At 38.4% G+C, this 18207-nt stretch carries 17 protein-coding genes and 1 other annotated feature; of the genes, 5 read left to right on the top strand and 12 right to left on the bottom strand.

Features of this window, described 5'->3' with window-relative positions; all coding sequences use genetic code 11:
• Positions 1-21: 21 nt before the first annotated feature.
• On the top strand, positions 22-213 hold the full coding sequence (locus ACFCYJ_RS15075; RefSeq protein WP_376074746.1) for a hypothetical protein: 192 nt from the start codon (positions 22-24) through the stop codon (positions 211-213).
• A 189-nt stretch (positions 214-402) separates the two neighbouring features.
• Positions 403-663 (bottom strand) — a binding site (T-box leader).
• A 322-nt stretch (positions 664-985) separates the two neighbouring features.
• Positions 986-2674, top strand: coding sequence for a methyl-accepting chemotaxis protein (locus ACFCYJ_RS15070; protein ID WP_376074745.1), 1689 nt, complete (start codon positions 986-988; stop codon positions 2672-2674).
• Positions 2675-2778: 104 nt separating this feature from the next.
• Here ACFCYJ_RS15070 and secDF read toward each other — a convergent pair whose 3' ends face one another.
• Both secDF and ACFCYJ_RS15060 read right to left on the bottom strand, forming a co-directional pair.
• Positions 2779-5046 carry a protein translocase subunit SecDF gene (gene secDF / locus ACFCYJ_RS15065; protein WP_376074744.1) on the bottom strand — a complete coding sequence of 756 codons (2268 nt, stop codon included), beginning with the start codon at positions 5044-5046 and terminating at the stop codon, positions 2779-2781.
• Between the two features lie 349 nt (positions 5047-5395).
• On the bottom strand, positions 5396-5704 hold the full coding sequence (locus ACFCYJ_RS15060) for a post-transcriptional regulator (RefSeq protein ID WP_376074743.1): 309 nt from the start codon (positions 5702-5704) through the stop codon (positions 5396-5398).
• A gap of 93 nt (positions 5705-5797) precedes the next feature.
• Between ACFCYJ_RS15060 and ACFCYJ_RS15055 the strand changes: the two genes are divergently transcribed.
• The gene (locus ACFCYJ_RS15055) at positions 5798-7315 is read left to right on the top strand and encodes a putative polysaccharide biosynthesis protein (RefSeq protein ID WP_376074742.1); all 1518 of its coding nucleotides are present in this window, start codon (positions 5798-5800) and stop codon (positions 7313-7315) included.
• Here the strand turns inward: ACFCYJ_RS15055 and ACFCYJ_RS15050 are convergent.
• Positions 7312-7947 (bottom strand): DUF421 domain-containing protein, encoded by a 636-nt coding sequence (locus ACFCYJ_RS15050; protein WP_376074741.1) that lies wholly within the window; start codon positions 7945-7947, stop codon positions 7312-7314. The genes ACFCYJ_RS15055 and ACFCYJ_RS15050 overlap by 4 nt on opposite strands.
• Positions 7948-8406: 459 nt before the next feature.
• On the opposite strand from ACFCYJ_RS15050, the gene ACFCYJ_RS15045 reads away from it, so the two are divergent.
• Positions 8407-9252, top strand: a complete 846-nt coding sequence (locus tag ACFCYJ_RS15045) for a polysaccharide deacetylase family protein (RefSeq protein ID WP_376074740.1) — start codon at positions 8407-8409, stop codon at positions 9250-9252.
• A gap of 190 nt (positions 9253-9442) precedes the next feature.
• Here ACFCYJ_RS15045 and yajC read toward each other — a convergent pair whose 3' ends face one another.
• From yajC to ACFCYJ_RS15010, 7 genes are all read right to left on the bottom strand, one after another.
• The gene (gene yajC / locus ACFCYJ_RS15040; RefSeq protein ID WP_376074758.1) at positions 9443-9715 is read right to left on the bottom strand and encodes a preprotein translocase subunit YajC; all 273 of its coding nucleotides are present in this window, start codon (positions 9713-9715) and stop codon (positions 9443-9445) included.
• A gap of 169 nt (positions 9716-9884) precedes the next feature.
• The gene (gene tgt, locus ACFCYJ_RS15035; protein WP_376074739.1) at positions 9885-11030 is read right to left on the bottom strand and encodes a tRNA guanosine(34) transglycosylase Tgt; all 1146 of its coding nucleotides are present in this window, start codon (positions 11028-11030) and stop codon (positions 9885-9887) included.
• Between the two features lie 55 nt (positions 11031-11085).
• Positions 11086-12129, bottom strand: a complete 1044-nt coding sequence (gene queA / locus ACFCYJ_RS15030; protein ID WP_376074738.1) for a tRNA preQ1(34) S-adenosylmethionine ribosyltransferase-isomerase QueA — start codon at positions 12127-12129, stop codon at positions 11086-11088.
• Between the two features lie 17 nt (positions 12130-12146).
• Positions 12147-13151 (bottom strand): Holliday junction branch migration DNA helicase RuvB, encoded by a 1005-nt coding sequence (gene ruvB, locus ACFCYJ_RS15025; RefSeq protein WP_376074737.1) that lies wholly within the window; start codon positions 13149-13151, stop codon positions 12147-12149.
• An 18-nt stretch (positions 13152-13169) separates the two neighbouring features.
• Complete coding sequence (gene ruvA / locus ACFCYJ_RS15020) at positions 13170-13790, bottom strand: Holliday junction branch migration protein RuvA (protein WP_376074736.1); 621 nt, start codon at positions 13788-13790, stop codon at positions 13170-13172.
• A 114-nt stretch (positions 13791-13904) separates the two neighbouring features.
• Positions 13905-14738, bottom strand: coding sequence for a phosphotransferase (locus tag ACFCYJ_RS15015; protein WP_376074757.1), 834 nt, complete (start codon positions 14736-14738; stop codon positions 13905-13907).
• 34 nt (positions 14739-14772) lie between these two features.
• Positions 14773-15819, bottom strand: coding sequence for a LysM peptidoglycan-binding domain-containing protein (locus tag ACFCYJ_RS15010; protein WP_376074735.1), 1047 nt, complete (start codon positions 15817-15819; stop codon positions 14773-14775).
• 142 nt (positions 15820-15961) lie between these two features.
• Between ACFCYJ_RS15010 and ACFCYJ_RS15005 the strand changes: the two genes are divergently transcribed.
• Positions 15962-16495 (top strand): transcription repressor NadR, encoded by a 534-nt coding sequence (locus ACFCYJ_RS15005; protein WP_376074734.1) that lies wholly within the window; start codon positions 15962-15964, stop codon positions 16493-16495.
• A gap of 286 nt (positions 16496-16781) precedes the next feature.
• Here the strand turns inward: ACFCYJ_RS15005 and ACFCYJ_RS15000 are convergent, their stop codons facing one another.
• Together ACFCYJ_RS15000 and pheA are read right to left on the bottom strand one after the other, a co-directional pair.
• On the bottom strand, positions 16782-17177 hold the full coding sequence (locus ACFCYJ_RS15000) for a thiol-disulfide oxidoreductase DCC family protein (RefSeq protein WP_376074733.1): 396 nt from the start codon (positions 17175-17177) through the stop codon (positions 16782-16784).
• A 30-nt stretch (positions 17178-17207) separates the two neighbouring features.
• Positions 17208-18083, bottom strand: a complete 876-nt coding sequence (gene pheA, locus ACFCYJ_RS14995) for a prephenate dehydratase (RefSeq protein ID WP_376074732.1) — start codon at positions 18081-18083, stop codon at positions 17208-17210.
• Between the last annotated feature and the right edge of the window lie 124 nt (positions 18084-18207).

The following is an 18207-nucleotide window of genomic DNA, read 5'->3' as shown; positions in this document are numbered from 1 at the left end:
GCGCTTTCCTGGGGGCGTCCGATGAGCCGCTTCGCTTCGCTTCGCTGCAGGGTCTCGGGCCAACACGATGTTGGTCACGAAGGCGTTATCACAGGATGTGATGGTTTTAGCCTTCGTTCCTCTATCGCTGATCCCCGAGGAGTCGCCCAGCCTCCACTCCAATCAACTTATTTACATAGGGTACGTTTTAACAAATGTTTTCCTAACTTTTGACGGTAAGCTAGACAATACTTTAAAAGTTCATGTTATGCCCCCTAAACCGTTCCAGTGAATGTCCCTCTTTTTTGACATAAATATTAGCGGGTCTTATCTATCGATTTTTAGCAATAGTATTGGAGTATTCATCCCCATGCAAATAGAAGCAATAAAAAAAGTCCTCTGCAAATAGGATTTTTCCTAATTGCAGAGGACGATCATGACCGCGTTGCCACCTCATATTAGAGCATATTTGCTCTCCCTTATGTGCTTGGCCTTAGTTCGCCTGTTAAATTGACGTATCTTTTATCTAAGTTGAAGCACCCCCCTATAACGTGGGGAATCCGTTCGCTATTAATAATTAGCGACTCTCATAAGTCCATTCACATAAGCTACAAATCAGTTCGCACCATCCACTGACTCTCTAAATTGCACACTTATGCTACTACTCTTATTCAACAATTTCTCAGCTATTCTCATCTAAACTCAGCTCATCTGTTCTAAGGCTGACCTCGCTCCCGAGATCAACTACCTTGGATCGAACAAAAAAGTTAGCCTTATTCTATGCCAAACTCCGATAATTGTCAATCAATTCAGAGAAAAAGAAAAATGTTGAAAGGTGTTTCGAAATTATATAAAAGGGAAAACCACCTCTTTATATACTAATAAAAGGAAAAGAAACTACCCGTTTTTAAGTATTTATAATGTATTGACCTTGTAAAAATATCAAGTTATAGTAATTCCAGAACATTCATTCTCTAATACATAAAAAAAGAAGGTAGGAACGAATATGTCCGTTCGAAAAAAACTAAATATAGGTTTTATTTCACTCACTTGTATACTCTTAATATCAAGTATTATTGCATTTTTTCAGTTTAAGTCAGTTGAAGGAGATATAGTTGAGGTACTTGATCATAGAATCGTACAAATTCAATTAACAGAGAAAATACAACAAGAGCTTGCCTCACAAGGACTCTTTTTACGCTCCTATGTTCTAAATAGTAAGGATGAGACTACAAAAACAAATTTAGAGCGTTATGAGAAACTATTACCAGAGACGGTTCAAGAACTTTCAGGCATTGTTCGTTCCGATTACACAAAAAATATTATGAAGCAAGTAAGCGAATTACAACAAGATTTACTAACAAGTTCTAATCAAGCAGTGCAAGCATTTAATAGTGGAAAAACAGATTTAGCTTTATCATACATAAATGGAGAAGTTACAAAAAACAACAAGGAAATTTATACACTGACAAATGATTTATTAAATTATCATGATGAACAGCTGCAAAAGGTTAAAAGCAGTGTTGTCCAAACAGTTGCTAGAGCTATTATTATGTCCATTGCCTTACTTGTTTTAAGTGCAATCGTTGGTTTCTATTTTATGTATTTTGTAAAACGCTATATCACTCAACCGCTTCGTAAAGTGATTGATGCAGCAGATACATTAGCACACGGTGACTTAACGATTGCTCAGCTTGAACATAACTCAAAAGATGAGATTGGTACACTTGCCACAGCAGTGAATGCGTTAAAAGAGAACTTATCTGTACTACTTAAAAATGTTCAGGATAACGCTACACATTTAACTGCTGCTTCTGAAGAACTTTCCGCAAGCACTGTAGAACTGACAACAACATCAAGCGACATTTCACATCGAGTACAAGATACGTCAAACCATTTATCTTCATCTGCTAGTGCTTCTCAACAAAGTGCTCTAGCTATGGACGAAACAGCTGCTGGTGTACAACGAATTGCTGAGGCTACTCAAAATTTGCATCACAATGCTATAAGTATGACACAGCTTGCCAATACCGGGGGGCGAACTATTTCAACTGCCAAAGAGCAGATGGATACAATTTCTGAATCAACTACACGAATTGCCAATTTAACACAAAAGCTAAGTAAGCAATCTGAAGAAATCGGGCAAATTACAAAAGTAATTACGGCTATTACTGAACAAACAAATTTACTGGCACTCAATGCTGCCATCGAAGCAGCGCGAGCTGGTGAGCATGGCAAAGGCTTCGCGGTTGTAGCAGATGAAGTACGAAAGCTTGCTGAAGAATCTAATCAATCTGCTGGCCAAATTGTTGCCATCACAAATGAAATTCAAACGGATACAAGAAATGTAGCAGCTGCTGTGCATGAAGGATTAGCATCTGTCCAGGATGGTGTAACAAAAATTCATGAGGCCGGTGACGCATTTGAATCCATTACAGCGTCTGTGCAAGCATTTACTGACCAAATTGAAGATATCTCAGCCACTTCTGAACAAATTTCAGCAAGTACGGAAGAAGTCGCTGCCTCTGTAACAGAAATTGCAAATGGTGCGAGTATTTCAGCGAGCAACTCACAAATCATTGCTGAAGCAGTAGAAGAGCAAGCTGCAACAATGCAACAGGTTAATGAGGTGGCTGAGGAATTAAACAAAAACGCTCAGCAACTGCAGTCATTACTACTACAATTTAAACTGTAAAAACAAAAAGAATCTTCAGCTTTCCTATGAAAGCCTGAAGATTCTCTTTTTCATCAAAAAAGCAGGGAAAGAAATGTTTCCTTTCCCTGTTTTAAAGACTTATGTTAAACAGTAGGCTCGTCAGTACCCCATTGTTTTTTCTCTTTTTTGCGTATTTGACCATCTGATTTTTTCATTTCACGAATCTTAAGTGAATACCAGATTTGTGCAGCAATACAAATTGAAGAATACATACCTGTTATTAAACCAACTAATAACGCGATTGAGAAGTTTTGAATCGATGGTGCACCTAAAATAAGAAGTGCCACTGTCACGATAATAACCGTTAACACTGTGTTGACAGATCGACCCATTGTTTGACGCAGTGATTTGTTAACGATATCTGCTAACACTTCACGGTCATTAATCGTATCATATCGATCTAAGTTTTCACGCATACGGTCAAACGTAACGATCGTATCATTAATAGAATAACCGACAATTGTCAGTACAGCTGCAATGAACGTAATATCAACTTCTAAGCGCATAAAACTAAATACAGCAACAATTAAGAATACGTCATGTAGTAACGAGACAACTGCTCCAACACCCATGCGCCACTCGAAACGAACAGCTACATAGATAATGATACCGATAGCCGCAAGAGATAAAGCTTTGATTGCATTTTTCACAAGCTCTTTACCGACAGTTGGTGACACTGTACTTACGCCAGGTTCATGACCATATTTTTCGCCTGCTTCTTTTTTGAACTTTAAAATTTCTGCTTGTGTTAGGTCATGTTTATAACGGATAACCGCAGAGTTGCTCTTTTCACCTGTCAGAACAATATCTTCAGATGGGAAGCCGATACTATCTACGTATTTAGATACATCTTCTTTCGTCAACGTTTGTTCCGCTTCAATTTGCACACGTGTACCACTAGAGAAATCAATACCAAGGTTTAAGCGGAAAATGCCAATAACCACTAAACCGGCCACTAAAATGGCTAATGAGAATGTATAGAATTTCTTGCGGTTATGCACAAAATCAAAACGATCAAATTTCGTTGATAAATCTAATGTTCCGATATTTTCATCCAGGCTATGCTGTTTAGATTTTGGAATACCAAACCATGCTGGATTGTTGAAATAGCCACTATTTACTAGTAATCCTTGTAATACACGAGAGCCCCAAACTGCTGTTACGAAGCTTAGTAAAATACTAATAATTAATGTTGTGGCAAACCCTTTAACAGAGCTTGTACCCCATTGGAATAATACACCAGCTGCTAATAATGTAGTTAGCTGTGCATCGACAATTGCTGATAAAGACTCCTTCGAGCCAATCTGGAATGCTTGTTTAACCGAATAACCTACTCGTAGCTCTTCACGAATACGCTCCGCTGCTAAAATATTAGCATCGACGGCCATCCCTATCCCGAGCACGATAGCTGCAATACCTGGGAGTGTTAACACTGCATTAATCCAACCAAATACAACTAGTACTAGGAAAGTGAAAATAGCAAGTGTAATGATGGAAATAAAGCCAGGTAAACGATAGTAGAATAGCATAAATAAGAAAATAATTACTACACCCACAACGCCAGCGAAAACTGTACTTTTCAGTGCTTGGTCACCAAATTGTGCTCCAACTGAAGTAGAATAAATTTCATCAAGCTTTACAGGCAGTGCCCCAGCATCTAAAATATCCGCTAGATTTTTTGTTTCTTCAACTGTAAAGTTTCCGCTAATCATTACATCTGTTGTATCTAATCTTTGGCTAACTGTTGCTGCCGATGCGTATCGAGGCTCCGCTTTTTTTGATTCAGCTTTATATGAATCAACACCTTCTTCAAAGTCTAACCATACAACGAGTAAATTTTGACCTGCTGGTTTAGCGGCAATTTTACTTGTTATATCAGCAAACTTTTTCGCATCCTTTAATGTTAACGAAACAATTGGACGATTTTGCTGGTCAAAGGAGCCTTTAGCGCCACCTGGCTTTAAGTCATTACCATCCAGCAATAAATTGTCATCGACATCACGGAATGTTAAATTTGCAGAAGTAGACAATAATTTACGTGCTGATTCTTGGTCTTCGACACCCGCTAATTGCACACGAATACGATTTTTGTCTTCAACCTGAATGCTCGGTTCACTTACCCCGATAGCATTTACACGTTCACCAAGAGCTGTTGCTGTTGCCGACAAAACACCCGGTGTAATTTTTTCTCCCTTGTGTAATTCTTTCACCTCATAAAGAACCTCAAACCCGCCCTGTAAGTCAAGGCCTAGCTTAATGTCCTTTAAGACGCCGCCTACAGTCGTACCGATGGTTGCTGCAAAAATAACCATTAGTAGTACGAATGCAACTATACGACTTTTTAGTTTCATTTATAAATCCTCCTCGAATTGGTGTAAGGCAATTCCTTACACTACAAACAAGTATAAATAGCAAGTCCTTTTGAAACGTTTATTCCTCCTTTTCCTTTAGAATAATGTTGCCTGTGCTTCAAAAAGATTGCTCTACTTATTTCAATCGTTCATAACGCGCAAATTTATCCCTGTATTTGAATAGGTGTTTTGCCTCCAAATTTGGAAAAGATCTATTAGGAGGTTTTTGGTGAATATACTTAGACAAATAAAAAAAGCGCAACACACTCATTATGAAACACGTTGCGCTTGGTGTCAATTCAACACTTTTAGTATTCTTTTATTATTTGACAAATTTCACACATTCTTTTTAACTTTTAACCGGACCAAGCAGCATTTTTAACTCTTCCGTATTCACTTCTGTAAACCAATCATTAATTTGTAAGAATTCTACTTGATTAAATGATACGATATCGGACGGTGATACTGCAAAAATAGTAGCGATAATTTCATGTATGCGTAGTTGGTCAATATTTTTTCTGCGCCATTTTTTCTCTATACAATAGCGCCATAGTTCTTCTGCTGTAATGGCATTGTATTGATAATGTTTAAACTCTTCCATCTTACTATCAATTGCAGGACGGATTTTTTCAAACAGTTGCTCATGCTGCATACTCATTTTGAATCATCTCCAATCAAAGTCGTATCGTAAGACAAGTTTGCATACAAATAGTGTAAATGAATTTTTGTGGCTTGAGAAGGGACGGATGGCATGAGTTCTTTTGTACGAGGAACACTATTTTTAATGTTCGTGATTTTTTTATCGAAACTCTTTGGCTTCTTTTATAGAATGCAATTTATGCGGATCGCTGGTGAAGAGGCAGTCGGCATTTATATGACCGTCTATCCGGCGTTCATTTTCTTCATCTCACTCATTCAACTTGGACTACCTATCGCGGTGGCAAAAATTGTAGCAGAGTTATTAGCAAAAAACAAACGCGAAAGCATCTATGGTGTTATGCGCACGGCTATTCTTTGGTCATTTATTGGAATGATCGTCTTTATGCCGATTGTTGCACTTACTATACCATATATATCGACTACACTTTTACATAATGAACAGACAACATTTACGCTTTGGATTGCACTCTTTGCTGTACCAGTGTCAGTTGGCTCTGGGTTATTGCGCGCTTATTTACAAGGTATTGCCAAAATTACACCAACAGCTTGGGCTCAAATGATTGAACAAATTATCCGTATTAGCTTCATCACTTTAACGCTGCCTTATGTGGCTGCCTATAATAATGCTGCCGTTACAGCAGCCTCTGCTATGGGAATTACGCTTCTAGCTGAAGTCGTTGCTTTCTTGTACTTGTGGATGCATTATATCGTCTCAAAGAAAAAATTATTGACACGAAAAAACAAAATCGAGGCTTATCCTGCCTCCCCGATGTTACGAATTGCCCTTCCTTCAGCAGGAAGCAAACTGTTTGGATCCTTTACTTGGTTTTTAGAACCTATCATATTTTTAAAGGCGTTAACTATGGCTGGTTTGACAGCCTCCGCTGCAACCATTTTATACGGGGTTATTTCGGGTGTACTCGTCCCCCTATTATTGTTCCCGGCTTTTGTGTCTGCAGCACTTTCTATCGTCCTTATACCGGCTGTTAGTGACGCGGTTGCCCGTCAGCATATACCGCTCCTACAGGAACGTATTTCTGTATCGTTACGACTATCTTCCTTAGTGGGCTGTGTGGCTGCTACGTACTTTTTCGTTCATGGTGACGAAATAGCTATGAAGCTCTTTCATTTACAAGAAAATCGAGGTTATGTGAAAATATTAGCGCCCATTTTTTACTTTTATTATATTCAAAGTCCTTTGCATTCGATATTACAAGCAATTGGTGAGGCACGTGCTGCGATGATGAACTCCATTTACGGTGGTCTTGGTAAGCTATTTGTCATGTTCGTGCTCGCCTCTCAGCCTGGTATACAGGAAAAAGGTGCCGTTGTGGCAATTGGCTTTGGCGTTTTACTAACTTCGTTTTTGCATATTGCGACAGTGAGACAACGTAAAAATTTACGTGCCGGTTTTAGAATGTTTGTTGTTCCATATAGCTGTTTTATTGCTGTTTGTGTTACCCAGTATTTTCTGATGCAAATAATGCCATTGCCATTAATTTTAAGTAGCTGTGTAACCTTGTTTTTACTATTTACATTCTTACTAGTTTCCAATCAATTACGCATAACTGATTTGCGCTACCTTCGTAAGTTGGCCAAAAAAGTTTAAGATTCTTTCAACTGAATATGCAGCCGATCTTCCTCCCAAACACAAAAAAATACAGTGTTACTATCCGTAATATTATTTTTAGCAAGCTCTGCCATTAGCCAATCAACATCTTTATGCAATACCTTTAAATGCCTATCCTGAATATCACCGTCGATAATCAGTGGGTAAACAAATGCCTTTTCATCTTTTTGGTATACGGACAGATTGCCAGATGGCTCTAAATAGGCGTAAGCAATATCTGTAACGGAAGCATTTCCGTTTTCGCGTAATTGTTGACACAAATCATCTAAATTATAGCGTTGCTTGCGCATTTCACTTTCTAAAATGACACCATCTCTTATCAGTAATACTGGATCACCATCAACTAGATCACGGAATTTTTTACTTTTGAGTGAAATATATGCAGTTGTTATTTGAATGAAAAACAATATGATGATTGGTAAAATCACATTAAATAAAGGACTTTCGAAATCATCAAGTGCAAACGCAGCCACCTCAGCCATTAAAATGGATACAACTAAATCGATTACAGATAATTCGCCGACCTCACGTTTACCCATTAAACGAAAAATTATTAGGATAAACACATATAAAAAACATGTTCTTAAAATAATCGTTAAATATTCTTCCATATAGTCACCCCCATACTATTCAAGGTGACCTTACTCATCATTTTTTATACAGGATGATGGTATATCATAACTTTGATTTTTTAGTCTTCGAAAATTTTTCTTGTACTTTATTTTGCATGCTAACCTTTACGGAAACCGAGTTTTCAATTAAGTCACAGTCTAATTGCACGAACAACATTAGCAAAATAACACCTTTTTGTATATAATAGGGAAATGATGCTGTACAACTTTCGTAAATCAAAAGAATAAACCTTAGTTGTTTGTGTACAATAAAAGGAGCTATAATTCCTGCTTTTCTAAAATCAAATTTTCTCGGACAATTAACAAGGACATTTCATGATGCTTCCCAACAATAATGTAGTTATTGTTTAAAAGGTCAGCTCTTATACTTCCGTTAGTAAATGATCCACCACTTTCCGATTTAACAAGATCATTCAAACATGAAAACAAGGTGAGAAAATGAAAAGGATAGTAATTTTTCTAGTTATAGTTGCTTCTAGTATATGGCTCATTAAACCTTACCCTATTTATGGATCTAAAAATGAGAAGATCCCAGTTCTTATGTATCACCATTTAGAAAAAGACGTAAATAATAATACAGTCATTTCCCCAGAGAATTTCGAAAATCAAATTAAAACGCTTAAAGAGAATGGGTACAATTCGATTACAACCCAAGAATTATATGATTACTTGAACGGTAAAACAAAATTGCCTAAAAATCCGGTGTTAATAACTTTTGACGATGGTTATTTAAGCAACTACGAAAAAGCTTATCCAATTTTGAAAAAATACAAAATGCATGCCGAAATCTTTGTAATCACTAGTCACATCCTAGAAAAAAACGGAAAGAATGCATATCCGAACGAAATTCCCAAAATGAATTGGGATCAATTAAAAGAAATGAAAGATTATATAACCATCCAAAGCCATACTTGGAATTCACATTATAAATTACAGTCATTCGGCGGAGGAATGAAAGGTGCCATATATGGTCGTAGTTACATTAATGGAAAACTAGAAAGTCAAGAAGAGTACGAAGAAAGGGTTAAAAAAGATTTTATTCTTTCCAGGAAAATGATTATAGAAAAGTTAGGATATGAACCAATTGCTCTTAGCTATCCCTACGGAACTAATTCTGAAGATGCAATGAAATTAGCGAAAGATGTTGGATTTAAAATGGCTTTTGTTATTAAAAATAAAGGTGTTACTATGGGTGATAATGTATATGCTTTAAGCAGAATAACGGTAAATGGCAATGAAACTGGAGCAGAATTAATTAAGAAATTAAAAGATAGTGGCACTTGATGATCCGCCGGAGGCTTTAGGCCAACAAATGTTTTTTGCGCGAAAGCGTATCGTCAGCAACGTGTTTTTTAGACTGAGTTCCTCTATTTCAGCAAATGTCTTTTGACCGAAAGCGTAGTGACAGGTACAGAAGACATTTGCTGAAAGATGCAAAAAAGACTTACAATTAATGTAAGTCTTTTTCTCATTATTATTTTACTTGGTCGCCATTCACTATTCGTCCAATTGCTTGACGGTCAAATTTAACGCGCACATTGTCTGCGATTTTTAATGTTATAGTTGTGTCCTCAATTGAGTCAATCTCACCATGTAAACCACCGATTGTAATCACTTTATCTCCACGTTGCAAATTACCCTGCATATTTTGTGTTTCCTGCTGTCTCTTTTTAGCAGGGCGGATTAAAATAAACCACATTGCAACGAACATTAATAATATTGGTGCTAACCCTATTAGTTGGTCCATCATTCTTGCCCCCTTTCCAATTCTTTTTTAGTATAGACTATTCCACCATAAAAAAGCGATGGACAAGCCCAAAATTTTTCTATATTACTAATATTTTTTCTAAGATAGACATTTTTTTGCTAGAAATATTCAAATTCCACACAAATTTACATGCTTTTTTCCCTAAATATTAGAAGTTCTTTGCGTTTGGTTCATTAAAGCCGTATTTCTCGAAGAATTCTTCTCGGAAATCGCCAAGACGGTCTTCACGGATTGCCTCACGTACTTGTTCCATTAACTTCAATAGGAAGTGTAAGTTATGGTAAGTCGTTAAACGGATGCCAAACGTTTCTTCTGTACGGATTAGATGACGAATATACGCGCGTGAATAGTTTTTACATGTATAACAATCACAGTTCGGATCAATTGGCCCGAAATCACGTGCATATTTTGCATTTTTAACAACTAAGCGACCTTCAGATGTCATTAATGTGCCATTACGTGCAATACGTGTTGGTAATACACAGTCAAACATATCAATGCCTCGAATAGCACCATCAATTAATGAGTCAGGTGAACCTACACCCATTAAATAACGTGGTTTATTTGTTGGCATTAATGGTGTTGTAAACTCTAATACTCGGTTCATAATGTCCTTAGGCTCACCAACAGATAGCCCTCCAATTGCATAACCTGGGAAATCAAGCTCTACCAATGCTTCTGCAGAACGACGGCGTAAATCCTCGTATTCTCCCCCTTGAATAATACCGAATAGACCTTGTTCTTCTGGACGTTTATGTGCCTCTTTACAACGTTTAGCCCAACGTGTTGTACGGTCTACTGATTGCAGCATATAGTCATATGTCGCAGGGAAAGGTGGACATTCATCAAAAGCCATCATAATATCCGAACCTAAATCATTTTGAATTTCCATCGCCTTTTCTGGACTTAAAAACAATTTGTCCCCATTCAAATGATTGCGGAAATGAACCCCTTCTTCCTCGATTTTACGGAATTGACTAAGTGAGAACACTTGGAAACCACCTGAATCTGTTAAAATCGGGCGATCCCAGTTCATAAATTTATGCAAGCCCCCTGCTTCCTTCACAATATCATTCCCTGGTCTTAGCCATAAATGATACGTATTTGACAGAATAATGCCTGCATTCATTTCCTTTAATTCCTCAGGTGACATTGTTTTAACAGTTGCTTGTGTACCAACAGGCATAAATGCTGGCGTTTCAAAAGAGCCATGCGGCGTATGCACGATGCCAAGGCGTGCTCCTGTTTGCTTACAAGTATGAAGTAGCTCATAACGAATTGCTGGTTGTGTCATATTATAAAAAATTCCTCTCTTATCTAAAGTAAAAACAGTACTCCGATTTTTTTCTTTATTCTCCTTTTGGACGAATAAACATAGCATCACCAAAGCTAAAGAAACGATATTTTTCTTCTACAGCTTGTTGATATGCACTTAAAATTGTTTCTTTTGTTGCAAGCGTACTAACAAGCATTACAAGGGTAGACTTTGGTAAATGGAAGTTGGTGATTAAACCATCCACAACCGTAAATTCATATCCTGGATAAATGAAAATAGACGTCCAACCTTGTTCTGCTCGTACTTCGCCTCCATATTTAGTACCGATAGTTTCTAAAGTACGTGTAGAAGTTGTACCAACTGCAATCACTTTTCCACCATTACTCTTTACGCGGTTTATGATAGATGCGGTTTCTTCTGTTACACTATAAAATTCAGAATGCATTTCGTGATTTTCAATTGAATCTACACTTACAGGACGGAAAGTTCCCAGTCCCACATGTAAAGTGATAAATACAACTTCGACCCCTTTTGCTTTCACCTGCTCTAGTAATTCTTCTGTAAAATGCAGGCCAGCGGTTGGTGCTGCTGCTGAGCCGCGCTCTTTTGCATAAACGGTTTGGTAGCGATCCTTGTCCTCTAATTTTTCGCGAATATATGGAGGTAGTGGCATCTCACCAAGTTGCTCTAAAATTTCATAAAAAATTCCGTTATATTTAAACTCAAATGTACGTCCACCATGATCAAGCTCTCCTGTACAAGTAGCTGTCAGTAAGCCATCTCCAAATGTTACAACTGTGCCGACTTTTACACGCTTAGCTGGTTTAACAAGTGTTTCCCATTCATCCGTACCTGCCATTTGCTTTAATAGCAGTACCTCTATATGAGCACCTGTTTCCTCTTTTACACCCATTAAACGCGCTGGTAAGACTCTTGTATCATTTAACACAAGACAATCCCCAGCTTGTAGCTCATCTAAAATATGAGCAAAATGGTGATGCTCTACATTTGTTGAGCCTGGCGTCACTACCATTAATCGACTAGCTGTACGGTCCAAAAGTGGTGTTTGTGCAATAAGTTCTTCTGGCAATTCAAAATCAAAATCTTCTACACGCATGAAAATACTTCCTTCTTCTAGGTTTGTTTGGGATACTCATATCCAAAATGTTCGTAGGCTAAATGTGTTGCCACACGTCCACGTGGCGTCCGTTGTATAAAGCCGATTTGCATCAAATATGGCTCGTACACGTCCTCAATCGTAACGCGTTCTTCGCCAATAGACGCTGCCAACGTATCTAATCCTACTGGGCCACCGCGGAAGCGCTCAATCATATTGGTCACAAGTTTATGGTCAATATGGTCAAGCCCTCTAGGATCGACTTGTAATAGCTCCAGCGCTTGCTTAGCAAGTCCCTCCGTTATCATACCATCTCCAAGCACCTGTGCATAATCTCGTACTCGTTTTAGAAGACGGTTAGCAATACGGGGAGTACCACGCGAACGTGTTGCCATTTCAAGTGCTGCTACTTTTTCAATATCAACATCAAATAAATGCGCACTACGAACGACAATTTCTGCAAGTGAAGTATGATCATAATACTCCAATCTTAATAATACGCCAAAGCGATCCCTTAAAGGTGCTGATAATGCACCTGCTCTTGTTGTCGCACCAACGAGTGTAAATGGCGGTAAATCAAGTCGTACAGAACGCGCTTCAGGGCCTTTACCAACGACAATATCTAAACAAAAATCCTCCATGGCAGGATAAAGCACCTCTTCTATTGCACGAGGCAGGCGATGTATTTCATCGATAAATAGCACATCCCCTGGCTCCAGTGAGCTTAAAATAGCTGCTAAATCGCCAGGACGTTCGATTGCAGGACCGCTTGTCATGCGCACATTGACATTCATTTCATTAGCAATGACAGCAGCTAATGTAGTTTTACCAAGTCCAGGTGGTCCATATAACAGCACATGATCTAAACTTTCCTGACGAAGCTTTGCCGCTTCAATGAAAATTTGTAAATTCTCCTTTACCTTATGTTGACCAATGTATTGTGCTAATCTTTGTGGGCGTAAAGATAATTCAAACGGTTCATCATAGCTACCTGCCTCACTAGCCATCATACGTTCAGACATGTACTTCCCCCCCTTTCACTATTTTAACTTTAATAGCAATTGTAAAGCTTGTTTCATAAATGCATCTGTTGTTTCAAGCTTGTCGTTATCTTCGAGCTGTGGACGTATTTTTTCTAGTTCTTTTTCAGAATAACCAAGTGCCATTAAGGCAAGAATAGCTTCTTCAAGCTCATGTTTATATGGATTTACACCAAATAACGGTAGCTCATCTTCTGTACTAGGTAGCTCAATAGTCTCTAACAATCCGCCAAGTTTACCTTTTAAATCTAGAATCATTTGACGTGCCGTTTTCTTACCTACACCAGGAAACTTCACTAAAAACGATTCATCCTCTCGTTCAATGGCACTGATAACCTGTTGAGGATTCCCAGTAGCTAAAATAGCAAGTGCACCCTTCGGTCCAATTCCTGACACTAAAATAAGTTTACGAAACAGCTCTCGTTGGTCTAAATTTGGAAAGCCATATAACACTTGCGCGTCCTCACGTACATGCAAGTGTACAAATATTTGCTGTTCAAGTGCCGATGTCCGGAACGCAAATGGATTAGGTGTATTCAGTTGCCAGCCAATCCCTTGTTGTTCAAGGACGATATACTCAGGAGTTATACGCTTTACTTGTCCTTTTAAATAATCATACATTCTATATTCCCTCACAATCATCGTCTTCGATTATAGCATATTGCGAACGAATGCTCGACTATAAGAAATAACACAAGTAGTCGTTCACATACAAAAATGACCGCCGAAAGACGGTCATTTCTTTATCATTTTATCAATATCGTACCACAGTTTGGGCCAATATGTGAGAGCCCGTTTTGTAAATGGCACTAAATAATCTAAAAATACCAGCTGTTGATCTAATGGTAAATCTACTGCAAAAAGCCATTCACGTAATAGCTCATTTGGATATTTTAAGCGATGTAGCTTTCTTTTATCTAATCGTTTCATCTCTGGTAGCTCTGCAAATATTTTACCAAGGTCATAATTTACAGCTGGCAGTACACGATGCAACCATAAAATATATTCATCATCCGCTTCTCCAAGGTGAGCCAAATCAAAATCGATTAAACGCAATTCTCCATCTGAGCACCATAAAAAATTATGATGTACGACATCTCCATGTAAAAGCGTTATTTCTTTTTCAGGTACATCTTCCTGCGCGATTAGCTGTAACGATTTCTCACTATAGTGTAAAATTTGATCCATTTCTTCTTTTGTTAAAAATGCACGAAATTCATTCCGTCTGCTTTTAAAACGCATATGACGCATTTGCCATTTTAAAAGCTGTGAATAGGTGTGCAAACCTGGTACACGCTGCCAAGTAATTTTTTTATGTGTATCATGTAACGTATTTAATAACTTAAGTGATTCCTTCCGATCTTTTTTACGAGCAAAATTAGCACTATGACTTCCTTCTTGCCAATCTTGCACGATTAAATACTCATCATTACTTTTCATTACAGGTAAGATCAACGAGGGTTCCAGATATCCAAGCTGTCGATGAATAACCCTCACCTTTTCTGCTATTTCTATCAGCTTTGCCCGTTTTACAAAATAATTATTAGATTGATATTTATACTTCCAAATATTCGGCTTTACTTCTTCAATGATATACGCTTTTTCACCATCGATAAGGCGTCATCCCGCCTGGGAAAAAGTGCGGTGACATCCATGGCCCTACTGACGAATACGGCATTGGGCAATGGGATGGGCATGGCGGCGGACATGGTGGTGGACATGGTGGTGGACTGCAACATGGATCCATTTGCCAATTTGGCATCATGACTGGTTGTGCATGACAACCACATGGCTGTTCCATTTCCGGCATCATTTCCGGCATCGGCTGAAATTCAGGCTTCATAGGGAAGAATGGAGATGTACTAGATTCTAAGAACTCCTCCGCCCCAGCAACTTTTTCGCATGGCATTTCACATGATGTTGGTTGCTCCGGCATTGTATAAGCCTCCATTTGCGGCTCCATTGGCATATGCATCGGCATTGGCCAATACATATGATGATGCACTGGCTGATGGCAGCTTGCACAATGTGGCACTGCTGGCATTTGTGGCATGATAAAAATCGGTTGCGGCATTGGCATTGGTGCTGGCGCCGGTTGGGCTACAGGTTGCGGTTGCGGTTGCGGTTGAATTTGAATTGGTGATACAGTTTGCTCTACACTTGGCATGACAACTTGTTGATTCCAGCTAAGCTCAACAGGCGCTGGCTGAGGCATCGGCATTGGCATTGGATAAGGAATTGGAATCATCTGTGGTTCAGGCATTGGCGGTGGTGGCACAATAATTGGTGGTGGCATTGGTCTCTGAACCTCTTTTTCTTTAACATGCCTTGCAGGTGACTCCTTATGCATATGTTCTTTGTGCATATGTTCCTTGTGCCCCTCTTTATGTGGTTCCCTATGTCCTTCTCTATGTCCTTCTCTATGTCCTTCTCTATGCATTCCCCAATCTGTTTCTCGATGATGTTCTCTATGTGGTTCTCTATGTGGTTCTTTGTTTATTTTTTCAGGTAGGATAATTTCCATGCCCGGTACAATATAATCTGGGTTAGCGAGATGGGCATTAAGCCGCTTTAAATCTTCAAACGAAACTCCGTACTCTTTCGCAATCTTCCACAACGTGTCTCCCTTTTGGACAATATGAATACGCAATTTTTTCCTCCCTTCCTCTCTCCGTATCATATGTTCAATGTTCCATTTGGATACAAAAAATTCACCCACGTTAGAAAGGCTTCATGGTACACTAGTTTTTAAGGAAAACTGCTTCCTTTATTACAAGCAGAGGTGATCTCTTATGAAAAAAATGTTAGGCGAAGAACGCCGACTGCAACTTCTAGCACAACTAAAAAACAGCACAGCACCTATAACAGGGACAGACCTAGCTAAATTCGCTAATGTTTCTAGACAAGTCATTGTTAATGATATGACATTATTAAAGGCTAGAAATGAACCTATTATTGCTACTAGCCAAGGATATCTTTACATGCATCAGGAACAAATACAGCAAACTGTTGAACGTACAATTCCTTGCTTCCATACTGCAGAGAATGCAGAAGATGAACTGGTAACAATAGTTGATTGCGGCGGTACAGTAAAAAATGTTATTGTTGAACATCCTATTTATGGAGAAATTACTGCATCGATTATGGTCTCTAACCGTCATGAGGTAAAAAAATTTATTCAACGTGTCAACGAAACACAGGCAAGTTATTTATCCGAACTAACAGGTGGTACACATCTTCATGTTATATCTGCGCCTTCTGTTGAAATTTTAGATTTAATTGAGCTTACTTTACAAAAAAAGGGATATTTAGTTGTAGATCAATAATTTAACAAACTTCCCTTCCATAACATGTAAAATCAAATAATTGATAAGCAGCTGCTAGTCTTCACGGAGACTAGCAGCTTTCTGTTCGTTAGGTATTTAAAAATTCAAAGATTTTTTGAGTTTCTCGCTTCCGCACAAAAAATATCTGTTACCCCAAGCGACTCATCGGACTTCCCTTGGAAAAGCCCAGTCGGAACAGAAATCATCTCAATGTTATGATCTTGTACCTCTGAATTAGGTGTTTCAATTTTCTCTAAAAAAAGCTATCCACTTAAATTGGATAGCTTCAAAGCTCGAGAAATCTTTTTCGTTGTGAAGGTGTTGGCAATATACAGCTTTCTTTTCGTCCAAAAAGACGATATCTATTTTTAGCAAACAGTCGGTACATTATATTTCGTATAGGTGGAGGAATAAGAATGAAAACATAGCAGACAGGCCAAAAACTATCTAATCTCCTACAGATTTTAAGAGCTGCTGTAGATTCAAAATATACCTTCCCATGCTCAATTAATAGGACACTATCTATATTTCCTGGTATTTCGTATTGTGCAAGTAACGCCTGCCCTACATCACTCTGGATGGATGCAAACTGAAAATATGCTACCTGATCATGTTTGATAATAAATTGCACACTGCTATCACAAAAATTGCACACTCCGTCAAATAATATAATGCCGCCCATACTGATTCCTCCTCGTCAAGGCGAAATTGATTACTCGTCTGATGTTCGATAAGTAAAGTATGTACCAAGTGACTTCACCTTGCAACCAAGTGCAGCTAGTTCTTCCATAGCCCCACGCATCATAGGCTCCTTTTCATCTGCTAAAACATCAATCATAAAGAAATAATCACCTAAGCCCGTTTTTAATGGGCGTGATTCGATTTTACTTAAATTTAGCTGTCGCCATGCGAATACTGATAATACTTGATGTAACGCCCCTGAACGATCCGTTGGCAATGTAATCATGAAAGTTGTCTTTGCCTGTCCATCTGATAATTCTTGCGGTAATCGTTTATTTTGCTTAGATAATACGAAGAAACGAGTATGGTTAAAATGGAAATCATGGATATTAGGTTGAACGATTTCTAAGCCATATTTATCTGCTGCCGCTGCATTTCCAACTGCAGCAATGCACTCGTTCGGATTTTCGGATACAAATTTTGCCGCTGCTGCTGTTGATGTTGTTTGATGTAACGGAGCATGGCTGAAGCGATAAAATAAATATTTATGACATTGGGCTAGAGCATGTGGATGTGAATAAACTCCTTCGATTGACTCCCAATTGTCCTTCTGCGCTTTATTGACCATTAAATGCTGCTGTATTTTTAACTGAAGCTCACCTGTAACATATAAGGTCGCCTCATGAAATAAATAATCAAGCGTTAACGATACAGATCCTTCTAAAGCATTTTCCAGTGGTACAACTGCTAAATCTACCTTCCCCTTTGCTACCGCTTCAATACATTCTGGAATTGTAGAACAAGGGACAAGCCACTCATTCGGAAAGGTTGCCTTTGCTGCTAAGTATGTAAATGATGCCTCAGGTCCTAAATATCCTATTCGTTTTTCCCATTGTTGCTCTGTCATTACATTTACCTCCTGTTCATTGTTTGATTTGATTTGATTTGATTTGATTTGATTTGATTTGATTTGATTTGATTGGCTCACTACGATAACGTGGGGTTGATTTCCATTCCGACTGAGGGCGTCC

This window comes from Lysinibacillus sp. NPDC056232 (genome assembly GCF_042267565.1).
In the GTDB taxonomy this organism is placed as follows: domain Bacteria; phylum Bacillota; class Bacilli; order Bacillales_A; family Planococcaceae; genus Lysinibacillus.
Note: the sequence above shows the minus strand (reverse complement) of the source record. Positions and strands in the feature narration are given on the sequence as shown.